The 25362-nt window shown below is 59.9% G+C and carries 13 protein-coding genes; 10 read left to right on the plus strand and 3 right to left on the minus strand.

Going from position 1 to position 25362, the window contains the following annotated elements; translation table 11 throughout:
• Positions 1 to 2 precede the first annotated feature (2 nt).
• Together JG725_RS08810 and JG725_RS08815 are read right to left on the minus strand one after the other, a co-directional pair.
• The gene (locus JG725_RS08810) at positions 3 to 818 is read right to left on the minus strand and encodes a MipA/OmpV family protein (protein ID WP_199377634.1); all 816 of its coding nucleotides are present in this window, start codon (positions 816 to 818) and stop codon (positions 3 to 5) included.
• A 119-nt stretch (positions 819 to 937) separates the two neighbouring features.
• Positions 938 to 2011: an aldo/keto reductase gene (locus JG725_RS08815; protein WP_172290014.1), complete on the minus strand. Its 1074-nt coding sequence runs from the start codon at positions 2009 to 2011 to the stop codon at positions 938 to 940.
• 165 nt (positions 2012 to 2176) lie between these two features.
• Between JG725_RS08815 and JG725_RS08820 the strand changes: the two genes are divergently transcribed.
• A complete protein-coding gene (locus JG725_RS08820) occupies positions 2177 to 3097 on the plus strand; it encodes an AraC family transcriptional regulator (RefSeq protein WP_199377637.1) in 921 nt (306 codons plus the stop codon).
• Between the two features lie 196 nt (positions 3098 to 3293).
• The gene (locus tag JG725_RS08825; protein WP_233356367.1) at positions 3294 to 3761 is read left to right on the plus strand and encodes an SDR family NAD(P)-dependent oxidoreductase; all 468 of its coding nucleotides are present in this window, start codon (positions 3294 to 3296) and stop codon (positions 3759 to 3761) included.
• A 228-nt stretch (positions 3762 to 3989) separates the two neighbouring features.
• On the opposite strand, the gene JG725_RS08830 is transcribed toward JG725_RS08825, so the two are convergent.
• Complete coding sequence (locus JG725_RS08830) at positions 3990 to 4916, minus strand: LysR family transcriptional regulator (protein ID WP_199377639.1); 927 nt, start codon at positions 4914 to 4916, stop codon at positions 3990 to 3992.
• A 332-nt stretch (positions 4917 to 5248) separates the two neighbouring features.
• Between JG725_RS08830 and JG725_RS08835 the strand changes: the two genes are divergently transcribed.
• From JG725_RS08835 to JG725_RS08870, 8 genes are all read left to right on the plus strand, one after another.
• A complete protein-coding gene (locus JG725_RS08835) occupies positions 5249 to 6772 on the plus strand; it encodes a class I adenylate-forming enzyme family protein (protein ID WP_199377641.1) in 1524 nt (507 codons plus the stop codon).
• Positions 6773 to 6895: 123 nt separating this feature from the next.
• Positions 6896 to 7168, plus strand: coding sequence for an acyl carrier protein (locus JG725_RS08840; RefSeq protein WP_172289558.1), 273 nt, complete (start codon positions 6896 to 6898; stop codon positions 7166 to 7168).
• A complete protein-coding gene (locus tag JG725_RS08845) occupies positions 7168 to 7665 on the plus strand; it encodes a 3-hydroxyacyl-ACP dehydratase FabZ family protein (protein ID WP_199377643.1) in 498 nt (165 codons plus the stop codon). Before JG725_RS08840 ends, JG725_RS08845 begins: the two co-directional genes overlap by 1 nt.
• Positions 7659 to 8804, plus strand: a complete 1146-nt coding sequence (locus JG725_RS08850) for a beta-ketoacyl-[acyl-carrier-protein] synthase family protein (protein WP_199377645.1) — start codon at positions 7659 to 7661, stop codon at positions 8802 to 8804. The genes JG725_RS08845 and JG725_RS08850 overlap by 7 nt, the downstream gene beginning before the upstream one ends.
• Entirely contained in the window at positions 8801 to 9337 is a 537-nt protein-coding gene (locus JG725_RS08855) for a coronafacic acid synthetase (RefSeq protein ID WP_199377647.1), read from the plus strand. The genes JG725_RS08850 and JG725_RS08855 overlap by 4 nt, the downstream gene beginning before the upstream one ends.
• Positions 9334 to 10779 carry a class I adenylate-forming enzyme family protein gene (locus tag JG725_RS08860; protein WP_199377649.1) on the plus strand — a complete coding sequence of 482 codons (1446 nt, stop codon included), beginning with the start codon at positions 9334 to 9336 and terminating at the stop codon, positions 10777 to 10779. Before JG725_RS08855 ends, JG725_RS08860 begins: the two co-directional genes overlap by 4 nt.
• A gap of 14 nt (positions 10780 to 10793) precedes the next feature.
• Positions 10794 to 18944 (plus strand): type I polyketide synthase, encoded by an 8151-nt coding sequence (locus JG725_RS08865; protein ID WP_199377650.1) that lies wholly within the window; start codon positions 10794 to 10796, stop codon positions 18942 to 18944.
• Complete coding sequence (locus JG725_RS08870; protein WP_233356368.1) at positions 18937 to 25335, plus strand: type I polyketide synthase; 6399 nt, start codon at positions 18937 to 18939, stop codon at positions 25333 to 25335. The genes JG725_RS08865 and JG725_RS08870 overlap by 8 nt, the downstream gene beginning before the upstream one ends.
• The last annotated feature ends 27 nt before the right edge of the window (positions 25336 to 25362 follow it).

Below are 25362 nucleotides of genomic sequence, written 5' to 3' on the forward strand. Positions count from 1 at the left end.
AGTTAAAATTGATACAAATAGTAAAGGCTTGCGGCAGGAACCACCGAATGATCCACTAACGGACTGTCGGTAACGCCACGACCCAGTCGCGTAAGGCTAATATCAATCCCAAGTTTTTGATGCTCAGCCAGACGATAGTCAAATCGACTGCCCAGCGAAAAGTTATAGGTTGATTCGCCATCATAGGCCGCGCGCCCTGCTCTGGTTTCTGACTCCCGGACGCCGTAATAGTAATCCACATTTTTATGGCTCAGCCATTCCGCGCTGACATAGGGCGTAAGCGACCAACGGGTATAGTTAAAATCTTTACCAAAATGAATTTTTGACTTTTTCCCCTTGCTCCCCGCGGTCAGGAACTCACCGGAGAGCGTGCCGAAACCGGTATTCCAGGCGACGGTCGGGCCATACCAGAAAGCCCCCTTACGTTTTTCCATCCCGCTAAGCGCGGAGGAATCCGAGCCTTTATAGCCATCTCCCAGCGCGTACTCGCCGCGTAAGGTCACGCTGACATCGCTCCAGCGGCCAACTTTCAGATCCAGTTTGTTCGCAAAAAAATGCACCCACTTATCGTCAAAGTACAGAAGAGGCAACGGTGAAAATGATGAGCCGACGCCCTCATAGGGTGATTCTTTATACCCGACACCGACGCCCAGCCCCCATTGTGTGACATTGGGTTCATCGCTTAACAGGGTAAAACCCGAAGCGGTGTTCTCAACCGCACGATATTTTTCATCGGCGGCCCATAAGCCTGCTGACGGTAAAAAGAGTACCGCAGTAAATAATGGTAATGGCCAGGTAAAGGTTGACGTTTTGCTCACAATTGTTCCCCAATGGCAGCGACAGATAGGGGAATCGTAGAACCGCCGGACTTACGGTTTACTTACGCTCCGTTGCTAGCTAACGGAAAATACAGCGCGAAGGAACGACACGTCTTCCGTCATCGCCTACGCTCTACAACCGTCGTGCCGCCAAACATCAATTGCTGCGCCATCGGTCGGCCCATAAAGCGTTCAGGAAAGATCGGCTCCAGAGCGCTGGCTTTTTCGAGGCGGTCACGCTGCTCTTCGCTGAAGACGACGGCCAAGGCGCCGAAATTGTCCTCGGCCTGCGCGATCGTTCGCGCCCCCACGATCGGCGAGACCACGGCCGAATTGAGCAGCGTCCAGGCAAGCGCCACCTGCGAGCGCGAGGCGCCCAGTTCCCCGGCGATATGGCCCACTACGTCGGCGATATCCAGCGCGCGTTCGTTCAGATGCCCGGTGGATGCGATGACGCCCTTGCGCGTCGGCGAGACATCGGCCGCATTCTCGTCGGAAAGATCGGCACGGCTGTATTTGCCGGTGAGGATCCCGCCGCCGAGGGGAGACCAGGGCAGCACGGCAAGGCCCAGCGCCTGCGCCATCGGAATCAGCTCGTGTTCGACGGAGCGCTCGATCAGGCTGTACTCGATTTGCAGCGCGACGAACGGCGACCAGCCACGCAGGTCGGCCATCGCCTGCATCTGCGCGACGCGCCAGGCCGGCGTATTGCAGATCGCGAGGTACAGGATCTTTCCATCCCGCACCAGATCATCAAGCGCCCGCATCACCTCTTCGGGAGTGGTGGTGAAGTCCCAGGCATGGACGTGGAGGAGGTCGATCCGATCCGTATCGAGTTGGCGCAGGCTGGCCTCGACCGAGCGTATAAGGTTGAAGCGGTGATTGCCGCCCGAATTCGGATTGCCCAGCTCACGCGCCATGGTGAACTTGGTGGAGAGGACGATGCGCTCCCGCTTGTTTTTGATGAGGCCGCCCAGGATTTTCTCAGAGCTGCCGTTGGTGTAGTTGACGGCGGTATCGATGAAATTGCCGCCGCGATCGACATAAGCATCGAAGATGCGCCTCGCCTCGGCAGCATCGGCGCCCCAGCCCCAGTCGGAGCCGAAGGTCATGGTGCCCAGCGCCAGGGGCGATACACGAAGGCCGGATCGTCCGAGCAAACGGTACTGATCGAGAGAAGTTGACGTTGTCATGCGTTGCAGTCCTTTCGGTTTACGTGATGTGTGGCTAGGTTGCCCCATCGTCGTCTGGTTGATGTAAAACCAGGTAGCCTTTTTGTCCGGCTTGCTTGCACGATCGTCCGAAATGCTGATAGGTTGAGTTTTGTGTTCTGCAATTACGGCGGCGACATGAAACCAATGAATACGCTCGACACGCTCATCGACCTCATCAGCCGCCATGCGCCAGCCGATGGCACTTATGTGAGCGCCATTCCCGGAGTATCACTGCTGCGCGCGTCTTCCCCAACCATGCCAATGCCGGTGATCTATGCGCCAACGCTCTGTCTGGTCGCTCAAGGCACCAAGCAAGCGGCCCTCGGCGCGACGACATATCGCTACGACCCCGCGCATTTCCTGGTCGCCTCCGTTGAGCTGCCGGTGATGGGGTCGGTGATCAAAGCGAGTGCGAGCCACCCCTATCTGTGTCTACGGCTCGACCTGGATTCTGCCGAACTATCGGATCTTGCGATCCGTTATCCGGCGGCGCCGTCCGGGGATGAGAGCGCCATCCCCGCCGGGTTGACGCTGAACAAAACCACCCCGCAATTGCTCGATGCAGCGATACGCCTGGTTGGTTTGCTGGATACCCCGCATGACATCGAGGCCCTCGCCCCGCTCACCCTTCGTGAAATTCTTTACCGCCTCTTGACCGGGAACGGCAGCGGCGTGATCCGTCATATGGCCCGGGGAGATAGCCGGCTTAACCAGATCGCCCGAGCCATCGTCTGGATCAGGGCACACTTCCGCGGCCCTTGCCGCATCGAACACGCCGCGGAGGTCGCAGGGATGAGCCGCTCGACCTTTCACCTTCATTTCAAAGCAGTCACGACCATGAGCCCTCTTGAGTTCCGCACGCAACTGCGGATGCAGGAAGCTCGGCGACTGATGGTGAGCGATGCCGCGGACGCCGCCAGCGCCGGCTTCCTGGTCGGCTATGAAAGCCCTTCGCAATTCAGCCGCGACTATGCGCGGATATTCGGCATGCCGCCGGCCAGGCATGCCAGCCAGACGAGACGGCAAATTATCGCAGACACGCCGGATACGCACAGGCCGGTGTGACATACCGCAACAGCGGCTGCGTGCGCACCGTGACCGATCGTGCCTTTGCCGATCTCGGCCGCATTGATGTAATCGTCTCCAATGCCGGTTATGGCATCCTCGGCCCGGCGGAAGCCGTGTCTGATGAACAAGTCCGCCAGATTATGATACTAACCTCGTCGGCTCCATCATCCTCATCCGCGCCGCGATCGCGCACTTGCGCAGTCAAGGGGGAGGACGCGTGTTGCAAATCTCCTCGGAAGGGGGGCAGATCGCCTATCCAGGGTTCAGTCTCTATCATGCCACCAAATGGGGTATCGAAGGCTTCGTCGAGGCGATAGCCAGGGAGCTTGAACCCTTCGGCATCACCTTCACCCTCGTGGAACCGGGGCCGACCGCCACCAATTTCAAGAACGGCATAGTGCGGCCCGTCATGCCGACGGTCTACGACGGCACGCCTGCCGACGACGTGCGGCGCAGCATTGATTTGGGCGCGTTCGCGGTCACCGGCGATGCGGGAAAGGTGGTAGATCGGATGATCGAAACGATCGATGCGGGGACGACACCGCTGCGTCTGACGCTCGGAGCATCCGCTTTCGATGGTATCCATGCGGCGCTCCGGCAGCGGCTTGCGGCTCTTGACGCGCAGAAGGACATCGCGTATTCGGTGGAGTTGGATCGATAACGGGCAAAGGAGACAACGCTCCTTCACCTTATTTCACTGGAAGCGCGTGAGATCGTAACGACCTTTCCGCGCTTCATACTGACCGCTGACCTCCGGCGAGTTTCGTGCACGGGTATCGTTGCCGTAGCCCTAAGTGGAAACCTGAATGAGTGATTGAAGATAATCAGCCTATCACACTGAATGCCTATTGCAGTATCCAGTGTGAATGGAGGCCATGATTATCGCGGATTAACTTAATTCTCGATTAATATACTTCACTCCCTCTACACGTTGCTCTACCACATAGCCTTTTAAGCGTTCTAAAAATGATGATAGAACGCTATCTTTTCTGTTATCCCTGCTGACGAAGTAATACCCTTTTCCGGAGTAAACCGCGCACTTGAAAGGCATAACCAAGGTATTATTTTCAAGTTCCTTTTTCACCAGGTTAATATCAACAATGGCCATCCCCAATCCCTGGACAGCGGCGGCGATGGCTGAGTCCATAGACTCAAACTCATATCGATTGATGATTTTAACCTTATCCTGTAAATCGTATTCTTTACGCCATAATAACCAGTCAATCTCTTTCGATTTAGTATAAATAAGATCAATAGCAAGCGGTATATCGTTGCCAAGAGAGTGTAATAAATCAGGTGATATGACCGGCGTTATACATTCAGAAATTAATAAGGTACTATTCCAATCATTAGGGAACAAACCATCCCCATAGAGAATCATGCCATCATATCCCTGCATATCAAGAATTGACGAATAATAATCATCTCGTTTATTTTCAATAGTCACTAAAGGTAACATACTTTTTTTGCCAAGCAGCCTTAACACCGGAATAATCCAGCGCAATGCAAAAGCAGCAGGTGAATGAATACGTAATACCTTTTCATTATAGTGAAAATTCTCACAGGCCCTACACAGAATTACAAATGCATATTGGAGTTCTTTCGCCAACTGTTCTCCATCTGAGGTTAAGAATATCCTTGGTCCATTACGTTCAAACAATTTCTTACCAAAAAAATCCTCTACGGTATGTATATGTTTACTGATTGCGCTTTGTGTAATTGATAACTCACAAGCGGCATGAGTAAACGACTGATGACGCGCAGCAGACTCGAAAGCCTTTAATGCGTAGAGAGGTGGGGTTTTCATCCAATCCATTAAATTTACCTCACAAGACTCCAACTGTAAAAATCCTTTAACTACAATTCCATTTAAAGGGATAAAGCCACCCCAAAACAACCACTATAGGATTTATCTTAAAAAACAAAAACATGCATTATTATAAATAAGCACGCTAAGTATTAACCAGTATGAGAATTAGTAATCATCATAATGATAATTTTCCTTTTTCATAGGGAAAATAAACCCTGTATAAAACAAATCAAAATACGGAATTATTGTTAACTAAGAAACTTAAAAACTAATTTTATTTCCGATATTTTAAATCAGGTGGATTATATCCCTTCTTAACCGGTAAAAGGAATTAGGTTATGACTGTTTTTTCGGATTTCAAAAAATATTCGCTAACGCATTCAAACGCAACAGCTATTATCTTCAATAACCGTAATATATCTTATTCTGATGTACTTATTCTCAGCGAAAAGATTGCGGCTGGTTTGCGACGGGCTGGTTTATTCCCAGGAGACCGCATTTCCGTACATATTAGCAATCGCCCTGAACTTATCTCGGTTTACTATGCGTGCCTGAGTATCGGCGCTATTTTAGTTCCACTCAGCCTTCGGCTATCCGGTAGTGAGGCAAAGCAGTTAATTACCCATAGCGCCTCACGCTTCTATATCGGTGACACGGAACAATATCACGCATGGCGGCAAGCTGTCGATTCCTGTGAGACGCTGGAAAAACGCTGGATCTTAGATCTGCCCAGCACTGAGGAAACCGCGCGCACGCGTTCCTGGGATACGTTAACCCGCCACGCCGCCTTTTCCCCAACCGATAGAGCGCCGCAAGAAATTGCCTCTATCTTTTACACTTCCGGGACAACGGACCAGCCCAGAGGGATTGTCTATACACAACAAACCCTGATTAATTCACTAAATCAGGTCGACGCGACCATGAATCCCAAGGTCAACCAGCATAGCGGAAACCGTTTACCGATCGCCTCCATGGTGGATTTCATCAGCCCCTGGAGCATACTCACCTCTCTCACCGCACTGCGCCGCGGTCTCCCGGTGTTCATGGCCGCCGCCCACGATACCCAGGCTATTTTACACCAACTGCAAAATGACAAACTTGCCTGGGTCATCGGCACGCCAGCTAATTTTCAAGCAATCATGGATGCGACTGTCCAGCAAAACATCGCGCTTGATCTTAGCAACACGGTGTGCGTGGTCGGGGGAGATGCATGTCCGCACGACCTTAGCCAGAATTTTCTCGCCTATTTTGGCGCCCGCATGCAAAGCTCCTACGGCCAGACGGAATTAGGCGGTCCGGTGATCTATCATCCCGATCTTTGTTCTCTTGACGAGCCTGCCATTGGCTGGCCACTCCCCGGCGTTGAAATCAAAATCGACGATGGTCCTGGGCATAGGGGCCAATTGCTGCTGCGTTCTCCGGCCAGAACGCTAGGGATTTGGAACGGCAGCGAAGTTGATCCTTTTCCGCCGGAACAATGGATAGCCACGGGCGACACTGTCCGGCAAGAAGCCGACGGCAACCTGCTTTTCTGCGGTCGCCAAAAAGATCAAATAAAGATTGAAGGATATCCGGTATCACCGTTAGAGGTTGAAAAGGCGCTTGTCCAACATATCGATATCATGGCGGCAATTGTCTTTGGCATTCCTGACGCGGTGGCGGGCGAACGCATTATAGCCATGATTCAACCCGTTCCCGGACGCCGTCCCGACCCACAAGCCTTACGTTCACACTTGTCCGATCATATCGCCAATTATAAACACCCTGCCGAATTCATTTTCGTTGAAAAACTCCCGGTGATGACCACGGGAAAAATCAGTCGACGACGGATCGCGGCGGAATTTCTCTCAGCCACGCATTAGACAAACGATACCCGAAACACGCTTTGCCGTTCATGCCGGTCGGATTAGCGCTGAACTCTTCAGTGCACCGCCCGTGTCCGACATCCCTATGGAATACCCATCAATACTATTGGAGATCGTACCTTGAAAAACATAGAAAACACCATTGTCAGCATCTTAATCGACGATTTATTTATCAGTACTCCGCGTTCGGAAATCGACCTCGATGAAAATATGCGCGACGGACTGGGACTGGACTCCCTCGGTTTTAGCGAGCTTCGCGCTCAATGCGAATACGCCTTTAACGTCAAGATTGAAGACGAGTATTTCACGCCGAAATACTTCGATTCGATCCGCACGCTCTCTCGCCTGATCGCCGACCTTCGCGCCCCTTCCGACAACGGAGATAATGATTGATGAACACTGAAACTTACACCACAGAGGAACGTCAGCCGCGGGTTATGGGATTCACCGAACTCAAAGGGTGGTTACGACATCGCCATCCGATGGTTTTCCTTGACCGCGTGCTTGACTACGAACCCGCCGACTATATTAAAACCCTGATGGCGGTGTCGGGTCAGACGGACGCCATCGCCGGACACTTCCCTGAACGCGCCATTTTCCCCGCCAGCCACATGATGCAAGCCATCGCCCAGTCAGCCATCATTCTGTTTCAACTCTCGACCGCGCCGTTAACCGATGACGAAGTCACGCTGATCGGTTCGCTCAAATCCAGATTTACCCGGGTTGTCGTGCCGGGCGACCAAATCATCTTTGAACTGCATTGCGAAAGTCTGCGCGGCAACTTCCTGACGTTTTCCTGCCGGGCGGCGGTGTCCGGCCACACCGTGGGAATGGTCAAAGGTTCGCTGGTGCGACAGAAAGTATCAGACCTGGGAGTTCAATTATGGTGAATGCTCATTCATCGGTCTGGGTTACCGGAATGGCCTGGTCTACGGCGCTGGGCGATGAGGTAACGACGGTGTGGGAGTCGCTGCTCGCGGGTCACTCCGGCATCACCGACGTCGATGCGCCCTTCCCGCTGCGTAGTCATCTCGCCGCGCCATTGGCGGCGTTGCCCCTGGAGTGGCCGGCACCGCAACGTCAGCACGCGTTGACGAAAAGCACCGTGCTGAAGGCGCTGAAAGACGCCGGCATCGCACCGGACGATCCAGACATACTTCCAATAGTGGGCACCAGCTACGGCCATCATTTAGATTCGCCCGACACGCGCTCGCTGTCCGAATGGTCGACCAAGGCGCTACAGGATGCCGGCTGCGTGGCGAAGCCGATAACGGTGAGCACCGCGTGCTCGGCGGGCGCCGACGCCATTTTGGCCGGGCTGAACTTCATCCGCTCGGGAGCCGCGGAGCTCTGCCTATGCGGCGGGGCCGATATTCTCACCGTGGGGAAACGACTCAGCCACTCGCGGCTTGGCACCCTGTCGACCGATGGCCTGCGCGCTTTCGATGTCAGCCACAACGGGACCGTTCTCGGCGAAGGCGCCGCCTTTCTGGTTCTGGAGTCGGCGGAACGGGCGCGGCGCCGGGGGGCGCGGCCTTATGGCATCGTAGCGGGAGCGGGGTCGGCAAATGACGCCGCCAGCGCCGTCGCTCCCGACATATCCGGTAAAAACGTGATTCTGACGGTGCAAAGGGCGTTGGACAGCGCGGGGCTGACGCCAGCGAACATCGGGATAATCAACGCGCACGGCACCGGCACGCAGGTTAACGATAGCGTGGAAGCCAAAGCCTATTCGCAGATCTTTTCCGCTGTGCCGCAACCGCCGATCTTATTCGCCACCAAAGGCGCTTTCGGACACACACTCGGCGCGACCGGAGCGATCGAAGCCATCGTCGTATTACAGGCGCTGAATACGCAACAGATCCCGCCGATTCACGGCCTGCGGCAACCGCTTGCCGATCTCCACCTGCCGATCGCCACGCAACAAACCGCGATACGCCACGCCGCCGCCGGACTCAGCGTCACGTTGGGATTCGGCGGTTTCAACACCTGCCTGGTTTTCCAAAGCGCCGGGAGCGAAGCACGATGAAAGAACTCAATATATTGATGCCCCAGGGCCTAATCACCTTGGGCCAAGGCGTGTCCGTCGCCCCCGACCTGGCTACCTTCAAGCCCGTGCAGAAAGTGTCGCTGTATGCCGATCCGCTCTCATGGCTCATTCTGGAAGCCGTGGAGCAGGCAATCGGCGAACATCTCGACGCCATTCTGTCGGCAAGCCCGTCCGTGGGACATATCGCCATCAGCGATCACTGTACCCTTCACACCATGCGCGCCATCGCCAAAACCATTCCTTCCGGCCATATCTCGCCGCTGCGTTTTTCCGGCGCCTGCCCGGGCATGATCTGTAGCCTGCCTTCTCAGTTTCTGAAATTCAGCGGCCCAAGCATCGTATTCTCGATGCCGCCGGAAAGCGCGCTCCCTTATGCGGCCGTGCTGGCCCGGGCATGGCTGCATGAACATTTAGCGACCCACGTCATTATCACCGTTCACGCCATGGACGCCTCGGGCCACCGCATCATCAGCACGGTCGTGACCGACAACAGCAGGGAGATGCCGCAATGAAAACGCCCGTGAAAATCACCCCGGACTCGGCGCAACGCTTTATCAACCAGTTGGTTCAGGTCGACCTGCCGCAGGATGCCGCGCCGCAAATTGTCGTTGCTGAAATACTGGAAAATATTCGCGCGCAGGGAATCGAACCCGGTGAGCCGGTTATGGTCGCCATGCCGAACAGCGTGCAATTCGTGGCGGTGGTCTTCGCCCTGCTGGCCCACGGCGCGGTTCCCGTGCTGCTGCCGTCGTCGGCGCCGCCGTCCCGAATTCAGCGAATCGGCCAGGTGATTGGCGCCAATGTCCTTATCGCGCTGCACATTGCCTCCGGTCTGGCGCAAACTCAGCCGACGCGACCGCTGACTCAGGCGGCCAAACTGGCTGTGCTGGGTCAGGTTAAGGCGCGACGCTATCGTCCGGGAGAGATCATTCTTCTCACATCGGGAACCTCCGGCATCTTTAGCGGCTGTTTATTCACCATTGACGCGCTTTTTCTCAATGCCTCCTACCATGCGCAAGCCGTTGAGCAAACCCCGGCCGATCGGGTGCTTATCAACCTGCCGATGTATTACTCCTACGCCTTCGTAGCGCAGTTGCTTTCCACCTTCGCGCTGGGAAACAGAGCCATCATCGCCGGGCCGCCTTTCACGCCGCGCAATTATGAGCAAACGATAGAAACGTACCAGATAACGCAGTCATCCCTGACGCCCATGATGATCGACGCCTGGTTGCAAAGCGGTTCCGAACGGCTTCCGGCGCCGTTGCGCCGTCTAACCATCGGCGGAGACGCGATCAATCCCGGCGCGGTGGAAAATATGCTGGCGCGCAATCCGGGGATCGAACTTTATCTTACCTACGGTCTGACGCAGGCTGGCCCGCGCGTGGCGACACTCGCCGCACATCGCGAGCCGCCCGATAAATACGCGTCCGTCGGTTTGCCCTTCCCGGAGGTCAAGACTTACCTGCGCAAAGAACACCCGGACGATGCCGCCGGCGAACTCATCGTCGAAACCGGCAGCGGGATGATCCGCCGGATTAACGGGCGCGACGATGAAGCGGATACGGCGCTCAATGGCGTCCGGCGTGTCATCTGCACCGGCGATCGCTTCATCATTGATGACGACGGCTATCTCTTTTTCCAACATCGCAATCCGACCTATGTCATGAGCCGTGGTGAAAAGGTCTGCCTGAAATCCGTCTGTGAGATAGCCGAAACCATCGCCGGAATTTCCCGAGCGGAAGCCTGGGTGCACCAAAACAACGGCGATAGCGGTGAAGTGGCCTTCACGCTCGACGTCTATTGTCATGACGGCTCGCTCACCGAAGGTGATATTCGGCGGCAGTTGGGGAAAGTCCTGCTGCGTAGCGAACTGCCGAAAAATCTGGAAATTCACCCGGCTTCGGACATCGGCTGGCGGAAAACCGCCTCCGCCGCAAACGCCGTCACCAAATAACAGGAGTTCACCTTATGGACGCATTTAATTTGCCTTTGATTATCTCGGGCGAATCCGAGCTGGCGCTGGCCGCTACGGCCGAGCAGTTGCGCGCCGAAATCGAATCCATGCCGGATGAGGCGTTACAGGAAGTTTGCCTGCGCCATCTCGCCGCGCCCCACGCCGCGCAGCGCGGCGCGGTATTCGCCGCAGACAAAGCCGGGTTCATGAAAGGGCTTGCCGCGCTGGCGCAAGGCCGCATCGCGCGCAACGTGCTGACCGGCAGCGCCGACGCTGGGCAGCGCCCGGTGCTGATTTTCCCCGGCCAGGGGCCGCTTTGGCCGGGCATGACCACCGAACTGCTCACCGCGCTTCCCGACTATCGCCAGCGGGTTAACGATTATGGCAACGCGCTGCAATCGCACCTTGACTGGAACCCCGCCGACGCGCTCGCCGCTGGCGAAGAATTCACGCGCCTGGCGCGGATTCAGCCGATACAGTTCACCATGGCTTCCGCGCTGGCGGATGCATGGCGCGCTTTCGGCATCCGTGAAGCGGCGGTGGTGGGCCACTCGGTGGGCGAAGCCGCCGCCGCTCACGCCGCCGGCTATTTAAGCAGCGAGGATGCCGCCAAACTGGTCACGCTATGGGGCAATGCGCTCACCCGCATTGAAGGACAAGGCGCGATGATATCGGTCGCCGCCTCTGTCGATACCCTCACGCCGCTGCTGAAAAAATGGAACGGCAAGCTGGCTATCGCGGCGATCAACAGCCCGAAAAGCGTGACCATCAGCGGGAGCACGGCTGACACCAATGCGCTGCTGACCACGCTGACGGAAGAGGGATTCTGGGCGTGGAAAGTACCGGGGGGCGACGTCGCCGGCCATTGTCCGCAGGTGGACATCCTGCGGGAGGATGTTATTGACCAGGCGCCGCGCCGCGTTCTGTCCTCCGCGCATGCCGCCTATTACTCCTCGGTGACCGGAACCCGACTCAACGCCGACGATTTCACGCCCGAGTATTGGTTCCGCATCCTGCGCGACACCGTTCTGTTCGAGAACAGCCTGCGCGCCCTGATTAACGACGGTCATCGCCTGTTTATCGAGGTCAGTCCGCATCCCGTGCTGACGGCGATCGTAGACGAACACCTGCGTGCCGCCGGCGTGCGCGGGGCGGCGATACCCACCCTCGACCGCAGAAAAAGCGACCGGGAAAGTTTCATTTATGCGCTGACCCACGCATTCATCAACGGTGCGCCGATTGAGTGGCATACCGTATTCCGCTATTTCTTCCCACATCTGGCGGCGCAGTTTAACCACGCCGTGTCGCTCGCGACGCCTGCTGACAAGACGCCGCCCGCCAGGGAAAACGCCGTTTCCGGCGATGACGGCGCGCCGCCGCAAGGCGCCGACGTCGATCGCGCGGCATTGGCCGAGCGCAGCCCAGCCGAACAGCGTGAAATCCTGCTGGATTTGGTGGCTCGTGAAACCAAGGCGCTGTTGGGACATGCGTTCTCCTCGGATACCCAGGCTTTCCGGGATATCGGATTCACCTCGCTTACCGTGGTGGAATTCGCGCGCGGGCTTTCGGTGGCCACCGGAATCGATTTACCGTCCACGCTGGTCTACGACCATCCCTCGCCGCGGGCGCTCAGCGAATACCTGCGCCACGAGCTTGGACTGGTCTCGCCAGACAGCGAACAGAACGCCTTTGAAAGCGTCTCCCGCGACGACGACGACCCTATTGCCATCATCGGTATGGCTTGCCGCTATCCCGGCGGCGTCACCACGCCCGAAGCGCTATGGAATCTGGTGTTGGAAGGCCGGGACGCCATCGGCGACTACCCGTCGGATCGCGGCTGGGATACCAAAAACCTGTACGATCCTGAACCGGGCCGCCTCGGCAAAATCTCCACCCGCGCCAGCGGCTTTCTGTATGAGGCTCCCCTGTTCGACGCCGGATTCTTCGGCATTTCACCGCGCGAGGCCTTAACGCTGGAACCGCAGCAGCGGCTGTTACTGGAAATATCCTGGGAAGCCGTCGAGCGGGCGGGGATCGATCCCGCAACGCTGCACGGCTCCCTCACCGGGATCTATGCCGGGGTGATGTCGACGGAGTACGGCACCCAAATTCAATACGCGCCGGAAGAGGTTTCCGGTTACGGCTACATGGGAACCGCCACCTGCGTCGCCTCGGGCAGGGTCGCCTATAGCCTCGGTCTGCAAGGACCGGCCGTCACCATTGATACGGCATGCTCTTCTTCTCTGGTCGCCATCCATACGGCATGTGAAGCATTACGCAGTAACGACTGCAAACTGGCGCTTGCCGGGGGCGTCACCGTCATGCCGACGCCGGGCGTACTGATCGACTTTTCTCAACAGCGCGTGCTGGCGCCGGATGGCCGATGCAAAGCGTTCTCGGCCTCAGCCGACGGCGTGGGGTTGTCCGAAGGCGCCGGCATGCTGTTGCTGGAACGGCTTTCGCAGGCCCAGGCCAACGGCCACCCGATTCTGGGCGTTATTCGCGGCAGCGCGGTCAACCAGGACGGCGCCTCCAACGGGCTGACCGCCCCCAACGGCACGGCGCAGCAGCAGGTGATCCGCCATGCGCTGGTCAACGCGGGTTTAGCGCCTCAGGATATTGACGTGGTTGAAGCCCACGGCACCGGCACCCGCCTCGGCGATCCGATAGAAGCCAACGCGCTGATGGCTACCTATGGCCGGGAACGCCCCGTGGAACGCCCCTTGATGCTCGGGTCGATCAAATCCAACATCGGCCATACCCAGGCCGCCGCGGGGGTGGCGGGGGTGATCAAAATGGTGATGGCTTTCCAGCATGGCGTGTTGCCGCGCAGTTTGCATATCACCGCCCCCTCGACCGAAGTGGACTGGTCGAACGGCGCTATTCGCTTACTCACGGAACAGCAACCGTGGCCGCAGGTTGACGAGCGCCCCTGTCGCGCCGCCATTTCTTCGTTCGGGGTTTCAGGCACCAACGGTCACCTGATTGTGGAACAGCCGCCGGCGTCGCCGATTGCCGCCAGCCTTCCCGACGGCACGCCGCAGGAAATGCTCTGGCCGATTGCGGCGAAAACGGACGCCGCGCTGCGTAAGCAAGCCACGCGGCTGCGCGAACATGTCCTCAGTCAGCCGACGATTGATCCCGTCAGCATCGGCTATTCACTGGGCGCGTCCCGTAGCCGGTTTGCCTGCCGCGCCGCGGTGTGGGGACAGTCACGGGACGCGCTATTACAAGGATTGCAGGCGCTTGCCGACGGTCATGATCACCCGATGCTGATCGCAAACACCCTGACGGCGGGCGACTCAGGCAAGCTGGTCTTCGTCTTCCCGGGACAAGGCTCACAATGGCCCGAAATGGGAATGGCGCTGTATGACGCGTTTTCCGTTTACCGCCAGGCCATCGATCGGGTTGACGAAGCGCTTCGTCCCTATGTGAATTGGTCGCTGATCGACGTGCTGCGCGGCGCCCAGGACGCGCCGCCGTTGGAACGGGTCGACATCGTGCAACCGGCGCTATTCGCGGTGATGACCGCGCTCGCCCGCCTGTGGCAATCTTTTGGCTTTACGCCGAATGCCGTAGTGGGTCATTCGCAAGGGGAAATCGCCGCCGCCTATATCGCCGGAGCGCTCACCCTACAGGATGCGGTAAAAATCGTCGCCTTGCGCTCACAACTGATGCTCAGCCAGGCCGGCAGCGGCGCGATGGCGATGATCGGCCTGTCCGAGGAACAGGCCAAAACGTTCGTCGAACAGGGCGACGACGACATTACGCTGGCCGTTTTCAACAGCCCGACCGCAACCGTTGTCTCTGGCGATACCCAGGCGATCGACGCTTTGCTGCGCCGCTGCAAAAAAGAGCGGATACGCGCGAAGCGGGTTGCCGTTGACGTCGCGGGGCATTCTCCCCGTCTCGACGCGCTGCGCCCGGTTCTGATGCAGCTATTCTCCGGCCTGACGCCACAGGCGACGCGCCTCGCCTTTTACAGTACCGTGGACGGCTACCCCCATGCTACGCCGCTCGGCGGCACGATGCTGGACGCCGAATATTGGTGCGATAACCTGTGCCATCCGGTGCGCTTCGCCGATACCGCGCTGGCGTTAAGCAAGGCGGGAACCATGACCTTTCTGGAGTGCAGCCCACACTCGGTGCTGCTGCCGGCGCTGGAGGAAACCGTCGGCGACGCCGCAACCGCCATCGGCTCCATGCAGCGCAATAAGCCCTCCGTCCAATGCCTGACCGAGGCCATGGCGCGGCTTTACGTCCACGGTCACGACATCAACTGGCGCGCCCTGCACCCCACGGCCAATCTGGTTGACGTTCCCACCTATCCTTTCGAGCACCGTCACTACTGGTTGAACTCGCAGGTCTCCAACGATGTCGCCACAACCGGGCAACGTTCGGCGGAACACGCCCTGCTGAGCGCGATCATTGACCTGCCGGACGATGAAGGGGTGCTGCTGACGGGGCGCATCAGCTTGACCAGCCATGCCTGGCTCGCCGATCACGCCGCCTCCGGCGTGGCGCTGCTTCCCGGTACGGCTTATCTGGATATGATCCAATACGCCGCCTTGACGACGGGCTACAACCACATCGCCGAGTTGGTCATCCAGGCGCCGCTGGTACTTCCCGAGCAGGGAGAGCTTGATTTACAACTCCGCGTCGGCCGTCCTGACGACCGTGGGCTACGCGCGGTAACGCTCCATGCGCGGCGACACGCCGACGACGACCAGGAATCCCCGATATGGACATTGCACGCCAATGCGCAATTACTGCGCGACGCGGCGTTGCCCGAATCCCCCTTCTCCAACCAGGACTGGCCGCCGGTTGACGCCGAGCAAGTGGATCTTGCCGACCTTTATCAACACCTCGCCGCCGCCGGTTATGAATACGGCCCGGCCTTTAAGGGGCTTGCCGCCGCCTGGCGCAGCGGCGATTATTGGTATGCCGAGGCAAACCTGCCCGACGACCTGTCGCTGAACGGGCACCGTCTTCACCCCGCGCTGCTCGATACCGTGCTCCATACTATCGCGCTGCCTGCCGGCGACGGCCAGGATGCGGGAGAATTGCGCTTGCCGTTTGCATTCAGCGGCGTGACCATTGCCGACGCCCAACCGCGACAACTGCGCGCGCGGCTGCATTTGGCGAAACCCGATACGGTCAGCGTGGTCGCCATCGACGAAACGGGCGAGCTTGTCCTCTCCATTGAGGCGCTCAATCTGCGTGAAACGACGCGGGACAAACTGCGCGACCTATTACGCATCCAACCCGAACACGATCTGCTGCGTACCACCTGGAGCCCGTTGCCCACCGCGTCCAGAGCGAAAGATGCCCCGCCGCTCGCCGCCTGGGCGTTGCTCGGCGCCGACACGACCGACGATGCCGCATTCAGCGCCCTTTCCCGTTACCCGACGCTGCCCGAGCTGCAAACGGCGATGACGTCGGCCACGCCGCCCGATGTCATCGTCTGGCCGTTGCCGACCGAACCGGCCGCCGACGCGCCCAGCGCCACGCGCGCGCTGTGCGAAAAGGTGATTCATCTGCTCCAGACCTGGCTGGCTGACGAGAAAATGGCGCATACGACGCTGTTCGTCATCGCCCGCCACGCCACCGTCACCGCCTCGAATGAACGTGTTGATTTCGCCCACGGCGCGGCGTGGGGGCTACTGCACTCCGCTCAGAGCGAAAACCCCGGCCGGATTGTCCTGCTCGATACGGCGCGCCCGCTTGCCGATACGGCGCTGCTGAGCGCGGCGTTGGCCAGCGACCGCCCGCAGTTGGCGGTGCGTCAAGACAAACTGCTTATCCCTCATCTGACCCGGCTGGTGAAAAACGAAATGCTGACGCCGCCTGCCGATACGCCGTTCTGGCGCATGGATATTCCAAACGCGGGCAATCTCGATAACCTTACGCTCAAGCCCGCGCCCGAAGCGGCCGCACCGCTGAGCCGCGGCCAAATACGACTGAGCGTCCGCGCGGCGGGCGTCAACTTCTACGATATCGTCTGCGCGTTGGGTCTGATCCCCCCGCAGCATGAGTTCGGCACGGAAGCCGCAGGGGTGATTGCGGAAGTCGGCCCCGGCGTGAAGCGTTTCAAAGCCGGAGACCGGGTGATGGTCATGACAGAAGGCGCCTTTGGCCCGACCGTCATTGCCGATCAACGCACCACGGTTCCGATCCCGGAAGACTGGTCGTTCGCTCAGGCCGCGGGCGTTCCCGTCGCATTCCTCACCGCCTTCCACGCCCTGACGCAGCTTGCGTCTCTGCGCCGCGGCGAAAAAGTTTTGATTCATGCGGCGGCCGGCGGGGTCGGCCAGGCGGCTATTCAACTGGCGCGTCATCTGGGCGCGGAAATCTTCGCCACGGCGCACCCTGACAAGTGGCCGATTCTGCGTCAGCTCGGCATTGCCGACGACCATATCGCCAGCTCGCGCACGCTGGGCTTTGCCGAACAATTCCGCGCCGTGCTCGGCGATCGGGGAATCGATGTGGCGCTCAACTCATTGACCGGCGAATTCATTGACGCCACGATGGCGTTGATGGCGGCGGACGGCCGGTTTGTCGAACTCGGCAAAACCGATATCCGCGACGCCGGCCAGGTCGCCGCCAGCCACGCCGGCCTGGCGTATCATTATCTTGATCGCCCCGACAAAGATCCGGCGCAGACGGCGAAAATGCTCGGCGAGTTGCTTGAACTGATGCGCGCCGGTTCGCTGACGCCGTTGCCCGTTACGGCCTTCGATATCCGGGAGGCGGTTCAGGCTTTCCGCCTGATGCAGCAGGGACGTCACACCGGTAAAGTGGTGCTGACCTTTACGCACGCGCTAAACCCCGAAGGAACGGTGCTGATCACCGGCGGAACCGGGACGCTCGGCGGCCTGCTCGCGCGCCATCTGGTGACCGAGCACCAGGTGCGCCGCCTGATTCTGGCCAGCCGCCGCGGCCCGAATGCCGAAGGTGCGCATCAGTTGAAAGCCGCGCTGGAAAGCGCGGGCGCCACGGTCGAACTCGCCGCCTGCGACACCGCCGACGCGCAGGCGCTGCAAACGTTGCTCGACGCCATCCCGTCCGCTCATCCACTCACCGGGGTGTTCCACACCGCCGGGGTACTGGCCGACGCCACCATCGCCAACCTGACCGCCGATGACATCAACACGGTCTTCACGCCGAAAGTCGATGCGGTCTGGCACCTGCATGAAAAGACCCGGCATCAGGATCTCGCGGCCTTCGTACTCTACTCCTCCAGCGCCGGCACACTCGGCAGCCCCGGCCAGGGGAACTACTCGGCCGCGAACCGGACGCTTGATGCGCTGGCCCATAACCGTCGTAGCCAGGGCTTGCCCGCCACCTCCCTCGCCTGGGGCTGGTGGCAGCCGGTCACCGGGCTTTCCAGCCAGCTAAGCAACACGGATAACGCGCGTATCGCCCGCACCGGTCTGGCTCCCATCACGCCGGAACACGGGCATGCGATGATCGACGCGGCGCTGACGCTGCCCTATGCGGCGCTCACCGCCGCCCCGCTCAATCCGCAAATGCTGCGTAAGAACAGCCGGTCGGGAAGCCTGCATCCGTTGCTGGAGCGTCTGGCCGGGCCGGCAAGCGCGCGTAGGACATCCGCCGACAATCAAAAAGCGCCGGATCTTCGCCAATCGCTGGCCGCGCTGGAACCCGCCGCGCGACTGAAACAGTTGCAAACCGCGATTGCCGTCAACATCGCCGCCATCCTCGGTCTGGATGACGCTTCACGCCTTGCGCCCGAGCAGTCTTTCAAAGAAAGCGGCATCGACTCGCTGATGGCGCTGGAACTGCGCAATCGCCTGGCGACGGCTTCCGGTCTGCGCCTGCCGGCCACCTTGACCTACGACTACCCCACGCCGGCGGCGCTCGCCGAATACCTCGACGAACAGCTTTTTGCCGGACTGGATACGGCGTCTGACCCGTCGGCGACGGAAGAAAAAGAGGAAACGCGTATTCGCGACATCCTCGCCGCGATCCCGCTTTCGCGTCTGCGCGACACCGGACTGCTCGATATGCTGCTTCAGGCGGGAGACGACGCCGCAAATCCGGCCAAAAATGCGGAAAACAATCGAGTAAAAAGCATCCAATCCGCCAGCACCGACGAGCTGGTATCCCTCGCGTTATCCACCAAGGAAGAAAATTATGACTAGCATGTCAGGACACCCTTCGGCTAAGCAGCCAAACCGTGCTCAAATGCCCGCGGAATCCTCCCCGACGTCAGGCGGAAATGATGCCTCTGCACGCCTGACTGAAGCGCTGCGCAGCAGCTTACTGCTGAACGAACAGTTAAAACGCAGTAACCAAAAGCTGAGCCAGGCCGCGCACGAACCCATCGCCATCGTGTCGATGGGCTGCCGCTTGCCCGGCGATATCCGTTCTCCCGAGCAGCTTTGGCGGTTGCTGGACGACGGCGCGGAAGCTATCGGCCCCTTTCCCGCGGATCGCGGATGGCGGATCGACACCCTTTTTGAGCAGGATCCGACGCTTAAATCGATCGCCGATTCGTGGAAAGGCGGCTTCCTGGAGGACGTCGCCGGATTCGACGCCGGTTTTTTCAAAATTTCCGATCGGGAGGCGCTGGCGATGGATCCGCAGCAGCGCCTGCTGTTGGAAGTCGCCTGGGAAACGCTGGAACGCGCCGATATTGTTCCCGCCTCGCTAAAAAACAGCCAGACCGGGGTATTTATCGGCACCACCCATAATGGCTATCTCGCCGATATTGAACGGCGCAATCCCGCCGCCGACGGCTATCGTCTGCAAGGCGGCCTGAGCAGCATCGCTTCCGGTCGAATTGCCTATGCGCTCGGGCTGAACGGCCCGGCGCTTACGGTGGATACGGCGTGCTCATCCTCGCTGAGCGCCCTGCATCTGGCCGTCCGCTCGCTGCGCGCCGGCGAATGCTCGCTGGCGATCACCGGCGGCGCGACGGTGATCGCCTCGCCAGAGGTTTTCGCGGAATTTACCCGTCAGGGCGGCTTATCCGCCGACGGGCGCTGCAAAGCCTTCGCCGACAGCGCGGACGGCACCGGGTTTTCCGAAGGCGTGGGGCTGTTGCTGCTGGAGAAACTCTCCGACGCGGTTCAGGCCGGACATCCGGTTCTGGCGGTTATTCGCGGCAGCGCGATTAACCAGGATGGCGCCAGCAACGGACTCACCGCGCCAAACGGACCGGCGCAGGAACAGGTCATCCGCCAGGCGTTGAAAAATGCGCAACTGACATTTTCCGACATTGACGTAGTGGAAGCCCACGGCACCGGGACGACGCTCGGCGACCCCATCGAAGCTAATGCGCTGCTCAACACCTACGGCAAGCATCGGCCTGAAGATCGGCCGCTGTGGCTGGGTTCGCTTAAATCCAATATCGGTCATGTTCAATTGGCCGCCGGCGTTGCCAGCATCATCAAAATGGTGATGGCGTTTCAGTATCGCGTATTGCCGAAAACCCTTCATGCCGACGTTCCCTCCAGCAAGGTAGACTGGTCGCAGGGCGCGATCAGATTGCTTACCGCCCCGCGTCCCTGGCCGGATACCGGGTATCCCATGCGGGCGGCGGTGTCGTCGTTCGGCTTTTCCGGCACCAACGCCCATCTCATCCTTGAAGAGGCGCCGTCGCTTAACGCGTCGCCGGTGAGCGACGCCCCCGGTCTGACCTTCGCGGCGCCGGAGCTGGCGCTGCCGCTTTCCGCGGCTTCGCCAGGCGGATTGCGCGCCCAGGCGGCAGCGACGGCCGAACGGATCAGAGAGGCCGGGGAGGATGAGTTCGCCGCCATCGCCTTCTCTTTCGCCACCACCCGGACGCACTTCGACTACCGGGCCGTCGTCACCGCGGCAAACCGCGAGGGGATAATCAGCGCGCTGGAAGCGCTGGCCAACGATAGCTACGCCCCCGGCGTCGTCCAGGGCGTCCGTTCGCCGTCGGGGAATACCGCTTTTCTGTTTACCGGCCAGGGCGCGCAATGGCCGACGATGGGACAGGAGCTTTATCGGCTCTCCGGCGTGTTCGCTCAGGCGCTGGATGAGGTGTGTGAGCACCTGGACCCGCTGTTGCCGCAGCCTCTTAAAACCATCATGTTCGCCGAAAAAGGCTCCGCCGAAGCCGACCTGCTGGATCGCACCGATTTCACTCAGGCGGCGCTGTTCGCCTTTGAAGTCGCCCTGTATCGAACCGTGACCCACCTCGGCCCGACGCCCGACATGGTGGTCGGACACTCCATCGGCGAAATCGCCGCCGCCCATATCGCGGGCGTTTTCTCTCTGGCCGACGCCGCCAAATTCGTCGCCGTGCGGGGAGGACTGATGCAATCGATTAGCGCTAAAGGCGCCATGGTGGCGATTGAAGCCGGCGAACAGGAGATTCTGCCTTCACTGGCGGGTTATGAGACAGCCGTTACCATCGCGGTGGTGAATACCCCGTCGTCAGTGGTGATCTCCGGGGATACCGACACCGTTCTGCAAATCGCCGAACAGTGGCAGAGCCGCGGCTATCGCACTCACCGTCTGCGAACCAGCCACGCCTTCCACTCGCCGCATATCGATGTCATCGTTGAGACGTTGCGGAGTACGCTCGCGACGCTCGCCTTTAATCCTCCCGCCATGCCGATTATATCTACCGTCACCGGCGAGCTGCTCTCCAACGAGCAGGCCTGTTCTCCTGACTATTGGGCCACTCAGGCGCGGCGGGCGGTTCGTTTCGATGCCGCGGCCAACTGGCTGCTGGCGCATAATACCGTCACCGCGCTGGAAATTGGCCCCGATGGCGTGCTGACCGCGATGGGCCGAACCAACGACGCGGCGCGTCAGTTGGACGGCGAATCCGACACCGTGTGGATCGCCCCTGTGCGCAAGGAGCGAGAGGAAGGGCGCCCGTTGTTCGCCGCGCTGGCGAAACTCTACGCCCAGGGACTGCCGCTGGACTGGACGAAGCTGCTTGCCCGCACCCGGAGCGTACCGCTGCCCACCTATCCTTTCCAGCACCGTCGCTATTGGCTGGAAGCGCCGTCGCCACGATCGGCCTCCGGCGGCGGACTACGCGCGCTGACGCACCCGCTGCTCCAAGCCGGGATCGAAATGGCCGACCGGCAAGGCTGGATATTTACCGGACAGTTGGACGCCGCTAAGCAACCGTGGGTGAGCGAGCACAAAGTGGACGGCGTCACCGCGGTGGCCGGCGCCATGACGATTGAACTCATTCAACACGCCGGAGCGCAGATCGGCTACGCCTGCATCGATACGCTGGTGCTGCACTCGCTGTTTATGCTGCCCGACGATGTGGTGGTCGACATCCAACTACGCGTTGGCGAAGCCGACGAAAACGGCATCCGCCCCGCGGACTTCTACTTCCGCTACCCGCAATCTTATGCTGACTCCGCGGAAGAGGAAAATACCTGGCAACGGCACGCCATCTGTAAACTGGCGCCGACCGATCGCAACCTTCCGGTATGGCCGGATCTGAACATGGAGACCTGGCCGCCCGCCGGGGCGCAGCCGCTCGATCTTAGCGATCTGTACCACCAGCACCGCCTCAGCGCCCTCGGCCCGGCCTTTCAGCGGCTCAAGTCCGCGTGGCGCGGCAATGGCGGCATCTATATTGAGACCGAATGTCTGCCGGAAAACGTCACAGACAACCATAAATTCGATATCCACCCTTTATTGCTGGACGCCGGAATGCAGTCCGCCTTTATCGATGCGACGCAAGAAACCGACGGACAGATACAAGTGGTTTTTTCGTTCAACGGCCTGAAATTCTATTCTTTGGGCGCCCGTCGGTTGCGCGGACACATGATCACCAAGCCCAGGAGCGCATCCACGCCGGATCACAGCGAACACCATTTGCGCCTGGTCGACGAGATCGGCACGCCCGTCGCGGAAATCGATGGCCTGGTACTCAAAGCGTTTAATCCGCAAACCCACACGGCTCCCCGTCGCCAGCAGCCCTATCATCTGGCGTGGCGCGACGTCCCCGCCGACACGGCGGCGGTAAACAACCTGTGCTGGATTATCCCTCAGACCGCTTCCCGCCAACGCCTGATTACTCAATTGAGCGAGGAGGAACAAACCCGCGTATTCAATGATAGCGAAACGGCGCTGGCTTCTTTCTCTGCCGCGTCGGACTATGCGGCCGCCCTCTTCATCTGTCCCCTCGCCGATGACGATGATATCCATCAGCCGCTGCGCCAGTTGCTCGACCTGGTGCAGAACTGGCTGGCCGCCCCGCAGACCGCGCATTGTCCCCTGGCGGTGGTCACGCAACATGCGGTCGCGACCCATGACGGCGAAGATGTGCCGAACCTCACGCAGTCTCCCTTGTGGGGACTGCTGCGTACCGCCCAATGCGAACACCCCGGCCGTTTCTTGCTGCTTGACGTCGATGACCTGGATGCCTCATGGCCGCAGTTAAGTACGGCGGTCGGCGTAGCGCTGGCGCGCGAACCTCAACTGGCGCTGCGCCGCGGCGGCCTGCTTGCGCCACGGCTGGTGAAAACCTCCGCCGCGCGTACGGCTGCCCATCAGGAGGAAAGTTCAGCCCTGATGCCCCCACGTCCTCTCGCCCCCGAGGGCACCGTTCTGATCACCGGCGGCACCGGCGCGCTTGGCAAAACCGTGGCGAAACACCTGGCCGAGAAGCACGGTATTCGCCACATTCTTCTTGCCAGCCGGACCGGACCGGACGCGCCCGGCGCTGACGACGTGATAAAAGATCTGGTCGGACTCGGCGTTGCGGTAACGATCACCGCCTGCGATATCGCCGATCCACAGGCGGTGCAAGCGCTGCTCGGCGCGATTCCACTGACGCATCCCCTTACCGCGATTATCCACGCCGCCGGCACCGTCGATACCGCGGAAATCCGCGCCATGACGCCTGAGCAGATAGACAGCGTGTTGCGTTCCAAAGCCGATTCGGCGTGGAATCTGCATCGCCTCACGCAACATCAGGATCTGGCCGCTTTTGTGCTGTACTCGTCGGCGGTAAGCCTGCTGCCGCAGAAAGGGCAAGGTAATTACGCCGCCGCCAACGCGTTTTTGGACGCATTGGCCCATCACCGCCGCCATAAGGGGCTTCCGGCCACCGCCATGGCCTGGGGGATGTGGGCGGAACGCTCAGAAATGGGTAAACAACTTGGCGCCGAAGGCATACAAGACATTATTGATTCGGGACAAATTCCACTCTCCATCCCGCAAGGGCTGGCTTTCCTGGATGGCGTTATCGGCACCGACGCCGATCCCCATCCCCCGCATCTGCTCCCGACGCGTTTGAATCTGGAGGCGTTGCGCGCTCAAGGTTTGACAGTCTTACTCACCGAACTGTTGCCCGCCGCTTCGACGCCCCAGAGCGCCGCCGGCACGGCCCGGCATATTGCCGCCATGCCGGAGGCGGAACGCGGCGCCTATCTGACCAAGCTGATCCTTCAGCATGCGGGCGAAGTGCTAAGCCATCCCGACCCTAAATCCATCAGGGTCGATGTGGAGTTCATCACGCTGGGATTCGACTCATTGACCTCGGTGGAAATGAGCAGCCGGTTAGCGTCTGTCGTCGGGATACGGGTGCCCGCCACGGCGATTTTCGACCATCCGACGCCACAGGCGCTGACGCTGTACTTACTCGGCCAACTGAACGAGACGAATGAGGCGCCCCGTCAGCCGCCGCAGCCCGCCTCGCGCAGCGACGGGTACTACGGCCTGTTGCAGCAAGCCGTCCAGCAAGGGATGACGCATGAAGGTCTGAGCGTCATCGCCGGCGCGGCGCGGCTGCGCCCCCATTTCGCGCATTCCGAACACCGCCGGTACGCGCCAGAGGTCACCTGGCTGCGCCGGGAACCGCAAAAGCCGCTGCTGATTTGCCTTAACTCATTCATTCCGGCGGCTGCGAATCTCACTTACCAGCGATTGTGCTCCGCGCTAAACGGTCAATACAGCATGGTGACCGTACCGCTGCCCGGCTTCCAACACGATCCTCTGCCCGATAACGACTATGCGGCGGCCGAAGCGCTGGCTACCGCGGTGGAAAACTGCGCCGCGGGGCAAGCCTTTACGCTGGTCGGCTTTTCCACCGGCGGGCTGGTCGCGCACGCGGCCGCCCATCGGCTGGAAGCGCGCGGCATCCAGCCGCAAGCCGTGGTGTTGATCGATAGTTTCCCTCCCGCCGCGATGAGCGACGCGGCATTGGAGGACGTGCTGCGGGTGTGGATGGCGTCAAAAGGCGAATTCTGGTCAGACGAGGATGACGGCATCATGGCGCTGGCCTGGTATCTCGACCTGTTCGGCATGCGGTGGTCGCCCTCGCGATTGAGCGCGCCGGTGTTGATGCTCCAGGCGGCGGACTACCCCGCTTCCGCGCAACCCGAACGTTGGGCAAGCGAATGGCCGAACCTGGTCAAAAACCTCGCCACGCCGGGAAGCCACTTCCAACTGCTTACCGAGTATGTCGAGCACACGGCGCGCAATTTAGCCGTTCTGCTGCACGAGGCGGGGGACGGCGATGACCACAATGACAATGTCTCTACCAGGAAAAACCGTACGCGAGGAAAGACGCAAAAAGCGTAGCTGGCGTCTCGTTGCCGTGGCGCGTCA

This window comes from Brenneria sp. L3-3C-1 (genome assembly GCF_016456245.1).
Taxonomy (GTDB): domain Bacteria; phylum Pseudomonadota; class Gammaproteobacteria; order Enterobacterales; family Enterobacteriaceae; genus Brenneria.